Annotated in this window: 2 tRNA genes and 3 rRNA genes; all 5 read right to left on the bottom strand. The window is 51.6% G+C overall.

What is annotated here, in order from left to right:
• Positions 1–48: 48 nt before the first annotated feature.
• Positions 49–161, bottom strand: a 5S ribosomal RNA gene (rrf, locus tag ACIQWO_RS27255).
• Positions 162–291: 130 nt separating this feature from the next.
• Positions 292–3,169 (bottom strand): 23S ribosomal RNA (locus ACIQWO_RS27260).
• 303 nt (positions 3,170–3,472) lie between these two features.
• Positions 3,473–3,548, bottom strand: a tRNA-Ala gene (locus tag ACIQWO_RS27265).
• A gap of 52 nt (positions 3,549–3,600) precedes the next feature.
• A tRNA-Ile gene (locus ACIQWO_RS27270) sits at positions 3,601–3,677 on the bottom strand.
• A 64-nt stretch (positions 3,678–3,741) separates the two neighbouring features.
• Positions 3,742–5,274 (bottom strand): 16S ribosomal RNA (locus tag ACIQWO_RS27275).
• The 16S, 23S and 5S rRNA genes sit together here with 2 tRNA genes alongside, the layout of an rRNA operon.
• Positions 5,275–5,533 lie beyond the last annotated feature (259 nt).

Below are 5,533 nucleotides of genomic sequence, written 5' to 3' on the forward strand. Positions count from 1 at the left end.
AAAGCAAAAACCCCTTGCTACGTTGGTAGCAAGGGGTTTTTAAGGGGAGCCTGACGATTACCTACTTTCACACGGGTATCCGCACTATCATCGGCGTGGAGTCGTTTCACGGTCCTGTTCGGGATGGGAAGGGGTGGTTCCAACTCGCTATGGTCATCAGGCTTAACTTGTATGTTCTGCTGACCTGGGGTCAACAAAACCAATTCGGAAGAAGCGTAGTACAGCAAATATTGTGGGTTGTGAGTTGTATCGGCACAGCGATACTCACACCAGGAAAAACACACTGGTTATAGGATCAAGCCTTACGGGCAATTAGTATCAGTTAGCTTAACGCATTACTGCGCTTCCACACCTGACCTATCAACGTCCTGGTCTTGAACGACCCTTCAAAGGAATCGAGTTCCTAGGGAAGTCTCATCTTAAGGCGAGTTTCCCGCTTAGATGCTTTCAGCGGTTATCTCTTCCGAACATAGCTACCCGGCGATGCCACTGGCGTGACAACCGGTACACCAGAGGTTCGTCCACTCCGGTCCTCTCGTACTAGGAGCAGCCCCCTTCAAACTTCCAACGCCCACGGCAGATAGGGACCAAACTGTCTCACGACGTTTTAAACCCAGCTCACGTACCTCTTTAAATGGCGAACAGCCATACCCTTGGGACCGGCTACAGCCCCAGGATGAGATGAGCCGACATCGAGGTGCCAAACACCGCCGTCGATATGAACTCTTGGGCGGTATCAGCCTGTTATCCCCAGAGTACCTTTTATCCGTTGAGCGATGGCCCTTCCATACAGAACCACCGGATCACTATGACCTGCTTTCGCACCTGCTCGACTTGTCAGTCTCGCAGTTAAGCACGCTTTTGCCATTGCACTATCAGCACGATTTCCGACCGTACCTAGCGTACCTTCGTACTCCTCCGTTACACTTTGGGAGGAGACCGCCCCAGTCAAACTGCCTACCATGCACTGTCCCCGATCCGGATTACGGACCTAGGTTAGAACCTCAAACAAGCCAGGGTGGTATTTCAAGGACGGCTCCACAGAAACTAGCGTTCCTGCTTCAAAGCCTCCCACCTATCCTACACAGACCGGTTCAAAGTCCAATGCAAAGCTACAGTAAAGGTTCATGGGGTCTTTCCGTCTAGCCGCGGGTAGATTGCATCATCACAAACACTTCAACTTCGCTGAGTCTCGGGAGGAGACAGTGTGGCCATCGTTACGCCATTCGTGCAGGTCGGAACTTACCCGACAAGGAATTTCGCTACCTTAGGACCGTTATAGTTACGGCCGCCGTTTACCGGGACTTCAATCAAGAGCTTGCACCCCATCATTTAATCTTCCGGCACCGGGCAGGCGTCACACCCTATACGTCCACTTTCGTGTTTGCAGAGTGCTGTGTTTTTATTAAACAGTCGCAGCCACCAGTTTATTGCAACCCCTTCACCCTCTTGGCGCAGGCCAATCAAGCTACAAGGGCGTACCTTATCCCGAAGTTACGGTACCAATTTGCCGAGTTCCTTCTCCCGAGTTCTCTCAAGCGCCTTAGAATACTCATCTCGCCCACCTGTGTCGGTTTGCGGTACGGTCTCGTATGACTGAAGCTTAGAGGCTTTTCTTGGAACCACTTCCAATTGCTTCGTGAACAAGTTCACTCGCCCCACAGCCTTGAATTACGCGCCCGGATTTGCCTAAGCGCCTTCTCCACTGCAGGGACCGGGACTTCCAACACCCGGACAACCTTCCGCGATCCGTCCCCCCATCGCATCATACGACGGTGCAGGAATATTAACCTGCTTCCCATCAGCTACGCATCTCTGCCTCGCCTTAGGGGCCGACTCACCCTACGCCGATGAACGTTGCGTAGGAAACCTTGGGCTTACGGCGAGGGGGCCTTTCACCCCCTTTATCGCTACTCATGTCAGCATTCGCACTTCTGATACCTCCAGCATCCTTTACAAGACACCTTCACAGGCTTACAGAACGCTCTCCTACCATGCGAGCAAGCTCGCATCCGCAGCTTCGGTATATTGCTTAGCCCCGTTACATCTTCCGCGCAGGACGACTCGATCAGTGAGCTATTACGCTTTCTTTAAAGGGTGGCTGCTTCTAAGCCAACCTCCTGACTGTTTTAGCCTTCCCACTTCGTTTCCCACTTAGCAATATTTAGGGACCTTAGCTGGCGGTCTGGGTTGTTTCCCTCTTGACACCGGACGTTAGCACCCGATGTCTGTCTCCCGTGATTGCACTCTTCGGTATTCGGAGTTTGCTATGGCGAAGTAATCCGCAATGGACCCTTCAACCATGACAGTGCTCTACCCCCGAAGGTGATACACGAGGCACTACCTAAATAGTTTTCGGAGAGAACCAGCTATTTCCAAGTTTGTTTAGCCTTTCACCCCTATCCACAGCTCATCCCCTAACTTTTCAACGTTAGTGGGTTCGGTCCTCCAGTACGTGTTACCGCACCTTCAACCTGGCCATGGATAGATCACTTGGTTTCGGGTCTACACCCAGCGACTAAACGCCCTATTCGGACTCGCTTTCGCTACGCCTTCCCTATTCGGTTAAGCTCGCCACTGAATGTAAGTCGCTGACCCATTATACAAAAGGTACGCCGTCACCCCTTACGAGGCTCCGACTGTTTGTATGCATGCGGTTTCAGGATCTATTTCACTCCCCTCCCGGGGTTCTTTTCGCCTTTCCCTCACGGTACTGGTTCACTATCGGTCGATTACGAGTATTTAGCCTTGGAGGATGGTCCCCCCATCTTCAGACAGGATTTCACGTGTCCCGCCCTACTTTTCTCAAGCTTAGTTCCACACCAGGGTTTTCTCATACGGGGCTATCACCCACTATGGCCGGACTTTCCATTCCGTTTTGATAACACCGGTGCTAAATCTTGAAGGCTGGTCCCATTTCGCTCGCCACTACTTTGGGAATCTCGGTTGATTTCTTTTCCTGCAGCTACTTAGATGTTTCAGTTCGCCGCGTTCGCTCCACTAGACCTATGTATTCAGTCTAGGGTGACCCAAAGGGCCGGGTTTCCCCATTCGGACATTTGTGGATCAAAGCTTATTTGCCAGCTCCCCACAACTTTTCGCAGGCTATCGCGTCCTTCATCGCCTGTAATCGCCAAGGCATCCACCACATGCACTTATTCGCTTGACCCTATAACGAGTGTGTCTCGCCGAAGCCAGACATTCGCTATAGGTTGAGTATTAGCGTTGTGCCGTATTCCAAGTCATCTTTCGATCACTTTTAATACATTTGATACAATCACAACCCGTACAATTTCCACGCGCCATCTCTAACGCGCTTCCGTTGTACTACTACTTCTTCCAAATTGTTAAAGAACATAAACTGCATGACATTGCTGTCATTCAAAAGCATTCACTTAACTTGTAATTCATCACAGGGGATTTACTACAGACGTAAAGCGCTTTTGACTGACATCGATGTGATCTAAGGTATTGGTGGAGGATGACGGGATCGAACCGACGACCCCCTGCTTGCAAAGCAGGTGCTCTCCCAGCTGAGCTAATCCCCCAATCAAGCCGACTTACCACCACTTGAGTCTATCGCACGGTGGTTAAAAGCTTTGGTGGGTCTAGATGGACTCGAACCATCGACCCCCGCCTTATCAAGACGGTGCTCTAACCAACTGAGCTATAGACCCGACTTAGATCTACGCAGTCAACAACCGATAAGCGTGAACACTCAACTTCCAGTGCATGCTCTAGAAAGGAGGTGATCCAGCCGCAGGTTCCCCTACGGCTACCTTGTTACGACTTCACCCCAGTCATGAATCCTGCCGTGGTAAGCGCCCTCCTTACGGTTAGGCTACCTACTTCTGGCAAAACCCACTCCCATGGTGTGACGGGCGGTGTGTACAAGACCCGGGAACGTATTCACCGCGACATGCTGATCCGCGATTACTAGCGATTCCAGCTTCACGCAGTCGAGTTGCAGACTGCGATCCGGACTACGATCGGTTTTCTGGGGTTAGCTCCACCTCGCGGTTTGGCAGCCCTCTGTACCGACCATTGTATGACGTGTGAAGCCCTACCCATAAGGGCCATGAGGACTTGACGTCATCCCCACCTTCCTCCGGTTTGTCACCGGCAGTCTCCTTAGAGTGCTCTTGCGTAGCAACTAAGGACAAGGGTTGCGCTCGTTGCGGGACTTAACCCAACATCTCACGACACGAGCTGACGACAGCCATGCAGCACCTGTGTTACGGTTCTCTTTCGAGCACATCCACCTCTCAGCGGACTTCCGTACATGTCAAGGGTAGGTAAGGTTTTTCGCGTTGCATCGAATTAATCCACATCATCCACCGCTTGTGCGGGTCCCCGTCAATTCCTTTGAGTTTTAATCTTGCGACCGTACTCCCCAGGCGGTCAACTTCACGCGTTAGCTACGTTACTAAGGAAATGAATCCCCAACAACTAGTTGACATCGTTTAGGGCGTGGACTACCAGGGTATCTAATCCTGTTTGCTCCCCACGCTTTCGTGCATGAGCGTCAGTATTGGCCCAGGGGGCTGCCTTCGCCATCGGTATTCCTCCACATCTCTACGCATTTCACTGCTACACGTGGAATTCTACCCCCCTCTGCCATACTCTAGCCTTGCAGTCACGAATGCAGTTCCCAGGTTGAGCCCGGGGATTTCACATCCGTCTTACAAAACCGCCTGCGCACGCTTTACGCCCAGTAATTCCGATTAACGCTTGCACCCTACGTATTACCGCGGCTGCTGGCACGTAGTTAGCCGGTGCTTATTCTTCCGGTACCGTCATCCCCCCGAGGTATTAACCCAGAGGATTTCTTTCCGGACAAAAGTGCTTTACAACCCGAAGGCCTTCTTCACACACGCGGCATTGCTGGATCAGGCTTTCGCCCATTGTCCAAAATTCCCCACTGCTGCCTCCCGTAGGAGTCTGGGCCGTGTCTCAGTCCCAGTGTGGCTGGTCGTCCTCTCAGACCAGCTACAGATCGTCGCCTTGGTAAGCTTTTACCCCACCAACTAGCTAATCTGATATCGGCCGCTCTTGTAGCGCGAGGCCCGAAGGTCCCCCGCTTTCCTCCTCAGAGCGTATGCGGTATTAATCCGGCTTTCGCCGAGCTATCCCCCACTACAAGGTACGTTCCGATATATTACTCACCCGTTCGCCACTCGCCACCAGGTGCAAGCACCCGTGCTGCCGTTCGACTTGCATGTGTAAGGCATGCCGCCAGCGTTCAATCTGAGCCAGGATCAAACTCTTCAGTTTAAACCTGTTACTGTTTTCGGTTTTTCGTGATAAATCACTAGAACCGGTCGCTCTCAAAGTATGCTGACAAGTTAATTACTTAACTTACCTATTACTATGTGAGCCTCAATAAATTTAAAGCTTATCTGCCGAAGCAGACGCACTATTCATCGAGTGCCCACACTTATCGGTTGTTTAATTTTTAAAGATCAATCGCATCCGACTTCACTTCGTCGCTTAATTACCGCGCCGTCGCTTCGTTTTCTGCGTCGCTGCATCA

It is taken from the genome of Pandoraea sp. NPDC090278 (assembly GCF_044772185.1).
Classification (GTDB): domain Bacteria; phylum Pseudomonadota; class Gammaproteobacteria; order Burkholderiales; family Burkholderiaceae; genus Pandoraea.